The organism is Arthrobacter sp. HMWF013 (genome assembly GCF_003061105.1).
Classification (GTDB): domain Bacteria; phylum Actinomycetota; class Actinomycetes; order Actinomycetales; family Micrococcaceae; genus Arthrobacter.
This window is the reverse complement of the sequence record NZ_QAIQ01000272.1, coordinates 1-3141: the sequence shown is the minus strand read 5'-3', so window position 1 is coordinate 3141 and position 3141 is coordinate 1. Positions and strand designations below refer to the sequence as shown.

The window sequence follows — 3141 nt, the reverse complement described above, 5'->3', positions numbered from 1 at the left end:
GCCGAGCACGGCGGCGATTTGCGCGCCGTGGTGCTGGACCTGGTCAAGCAGATGCGGAACGGCCCGACGGCCTAACCTCGCCCCACCCGAAACGGGGCACTTCGACACGGACACACCGGCCGCCGTCGTGATTTACGACGTCGGCGCCCCCAAAGTGCCCCGCGACGGTTCGCCGGGCCCACTGCCGTCAGGCAGGCAGTGACACCGCAGTGACCGGCATGGAGGAGTCCGGGGCGAAGCGGATGCCGCTGGGACCAATACCGGCCATCACCAGCTGCGCACCGAGGGCGGCCACCATGGCGCCGTTGTCGGTGCACAGGTCCAGCGGCGGCACATGAAGCGTGATTCCCGCCGAAGCGCAGCGCTTGGCTGTGAGCTCGCGGAGCCGGGAGTTGGCCGCCACCCCGCCGCCCAGCAGGACATCCTTGATGCCGTGCTCAACGCAGGCCAGCACGGCTTTGGAGGTGATCACGTCCACCACGGCTTCCTGGAAGGCGGCGGCAATGTCCGCCACGGGAAGGTCCTCGCCGCGGGCCTCGAACTGCTCCACGCAGCGGGCTACGGCTGTCTTCAGACCGCTGAAGGACCAGTCGTAGCGGTGCTTCCCCGGTTCCTCGGCCGTGCCCATGTACTTGGGCTGGGTGAGGCCGCGCGGGAAACGGATGGCTTTGGGGTTGCCTGTCCGGGCCAGCTTGTCGATGGCCGGACCGCCGGGGTAGCCGAGGCCCAGGATGCGGGCCACTTTGTCGTAGGCCTCCCCCGCGGCGTCGTCGATCGTGGAGCCGAGGAGCTGGACGTCGCTGGTGATGCTGTTGATCTCGAGTATCTCGGTGTGCCCGCCGGAGACCAGCAGGGCGCCCAGGTGGTCCGGGAGAGGGCCGCCGCGGCCGGGCCCGGCCACCACGGCGGCGGCAGCACCGTCGTCGTGCTTTCCGTCCAGCAGCCCCACGCCGACGTGCGCCACCAGGTGGTTGATGGCGTACAGCGGCTTGCCGGTGGCTACGGCGAGCGCCTTCGCAGCGCACACCCCGACCATCAGTGCGCCGGCCAGCCCTGGCCCGGACGTGACGGCAATTGCGTCCACGTCCTCCAGCGTCACGCCGGCGTCGGACAGTGCCTGCCGGAGGGTGGGGACAAACGCGTCCAGGTGTGCCCGCGAGGCGATCTCCGGGATCACTCCGCCGAAGCGGACGTGTTCATCCATGGACGAGGACACCGTGTTGGTCAGCAGGGTTGTTCCGCGGACGATCCCGACGCCGGTCTCGTCGCAGGAGGACTCGATGCCCAGCACCAATGGCTGCGGGGTGTTCATGCCTGGCCTGCTTCCGTTGGGGGTTCCGCGGCTGCTCCGGCGCCTTCCGGGACCAGCTGCAGCCGCATGATCAGGGCATCAACGCCGTCGCGGTAATACCCGCGGCGGACGTGGATTTTTTCGAATCCGAACCGCACGTAGAGCTGCTGCGCCCGCGGGTTGTCTTCGCGCACTTCCAGGAGGACGTCAGCGGCGCCGCGGCTGCGGGCTTCGTCGATGAGCCGGGTCAGGAGGGCCGAGCCGATCCCCCGCCCTTCGACTTCCGGCACGACGGCGATGGTCTGGACATCCGCGATCGGCTCGATGCACATCAGGCCGGCGTAGCCCACGATCTCGCTGCCGCTTTCGGCCACCAGGTAGCGGCGTGTCTCGGGCTGGGACAGTTCGGCCAGGAACATCTGCAACGGCCAGGCATCGGCCGGGAACAGCCTTTGTTCGAGGGTGTTGACCGCCGGAACGTCCTCCAGGGTCATGTTTCGGAGGACGACTCCGTCAGCCCGGGGCGCCGTCACAGTGCCCTCTTCCGGGGTCCGGGGACCTGTGCATCGGATTCGCGCAGGTACAGGGGTGTGGAGTCCAGCAGCTTTCCGCCGGCCGCCAGCCTGGCCAGGGCGAACTGGCCCAGATACAGGGCGTCCGGCTGTTCTTTGGCAAAGTCCGGGTCTGCGCGCAGGACGTCACTGTAAAGCCCTGCACCGGCCCCGTAGGCGGGGAGGTCCGGAAGGTCTGCGGCGAAGCTGACGTGCGGGCCGTCCTCCAGCCGGGGCAACTGCCCGTCCGCAAGGCTGTACCGGGCCCAGTAGACCTCTTTCCGCCGCGCGTCCGTGACCACCAGGAATTCGGCCGCGGCATCGGTGGATTCGGCCACCTCGAGCGCCACCGCGTCCAGGCTCATGAGGCCGTACAGCGGTTTATCCCAGACGAACGCCAGGGTACGGGCGGTGGCGATCCCGGAGCGCAGGCCGGTGAACGGGCCGGGGCCCACGCCCGTCACGATCGCGTCGATGTCCTGGCCTGTCACGCCGGCTTCAGCGAGCAGGTCCTGGATCCCGGGGGCCAGCACCTCCGCATGGCTGCGCGTGTCCTCAGTGGAGAAGCTGGCCACCACGCCTTCGAGGGCGTCGTCCGAGACCAGGGCGGCACTGGCCACAGCCGAGGTGTCGATGGCAAGGATAAGCATCAGCGGTTCCCTTCGATGGCGCCGCCGAGGATGGCTCCACCAAGGGCAGGCCTGGCGCTCCAGCGCGGGCCGAAGCCGCGCAGCACGATGGTGCGCGGTTCGTCGTTGTCATCCGTGTCAAAGTCGAGGGTTTCGGGGTGCCCCGGTTGCGGTTCGCCGGCACCCGGCCCGGGCGCTTCCAGCCCCACAGCGCGGTGCAGATCCACCTCAAGCCGGCTCTCGCTCAGGTGCTCCACCCGCCCGCGCCCCCATTCCACCACTGTCACCGATGAGTCCATGGTGTTCTCAAGGTCGATGTCATCAATCTCCGACGCCGACCCCAGCCGGTAGGCATCCACGTGGACCAGGTCCGGGCCGCCCGGGCGGGAGCCGTCAGGCAGGTTCGGGTGGATACGGACCAGCACGAACGTGGGCGAGATGACCCCGGCCCGCACGCCCAGGCCTTCGCCGAGCCCCTGCGTGAGGGTGGTTTTCCCTGCACCCAGCTCGCCGGTCAGCACCAGCAGGTCCCCGCGCTCAAGCTCCGCCCCCAAAGCCGCGCCGAGCGCATGGGTCTGGTCCGCCGTCGTGACCTTCAGTGTCAGTTCCCAGTTCGGCGCCTCCGCGGCGGCCGGCGCACTCACGGCGTCACCTGGCCGCTGGCCGGGGA

The 3141-nt window shown here is 69.4% G+C and carries 4 protein-coding genes; all 4 read right to left on the bottom strand.

Annotated features, from left to right (window positions below; genetic code table 11):
• Positions 1-187: 187 nt before the first annotated feature.
• From tsaD to tsaE, 4 genes are read right to left on the bottom strand one after another with little or no spacing between them, the layout of a single operon-like run.
• Positions 188-1312 (bottom strand): tRNA (adenosine(37)-N6)-threonylcarbamoyltransferase complex transferase subunit TsaD, encoded by a 1125-nt coding sequence (gene tsaD / locus DBR22_RS10835; RefSeq protein WP_108599021.1) that lies wholly within the window; start codon positions 1310-1312, stop codon positions 188-190.
• Complete coding sequence (gene rimI, locus DBR22_RS10830) at positions 1309-1785, bottom strand: ribosomal protein S18-alanine N-acetyltransferase (protein ID WP_108599023.1); 477 nt, start codon at positions 1783-1785, stop codon at positions 1309-1311. The genes tsaD and rimI overlap by 4 nt, the downstream gene beginning before the upstream one ends.
• A gap of 35 nt (positions 1786-1820) precedes the next feature.
• Complete coding sequence (tsaB, locus tag DBR22_RS10825; protein WP_108599020.1) at positions 1821-2492, bottom strand: tRNA (adenosine(37)-N6)-threonylcarbamoyltransferase complex dimerization subunit type 1 TsaB; 672 nt, start codon at positions 2490-2492, stop codon at positions 1821-1823.
• Positions 2492-3115: a tRNA (adenosine(37)-N6)-threonylcarbamoyltransferase complex ATPase subunit type 1 TsaE gene (gene tsaE / locus DBR22_RS10820; RefSeq protein WP_108599022.1), complete on the bottom strand. Its 624-nt coding sequence runs from the start codon at positions 3113-3115 to the stop codon at positions 2492-2494. Before tsaE ends, tsaB begins: the two co-directional genes overlap by 1 nt.
• Between the last annotated feature and the right edge of the window lie 26 nt (positions 3116-3141).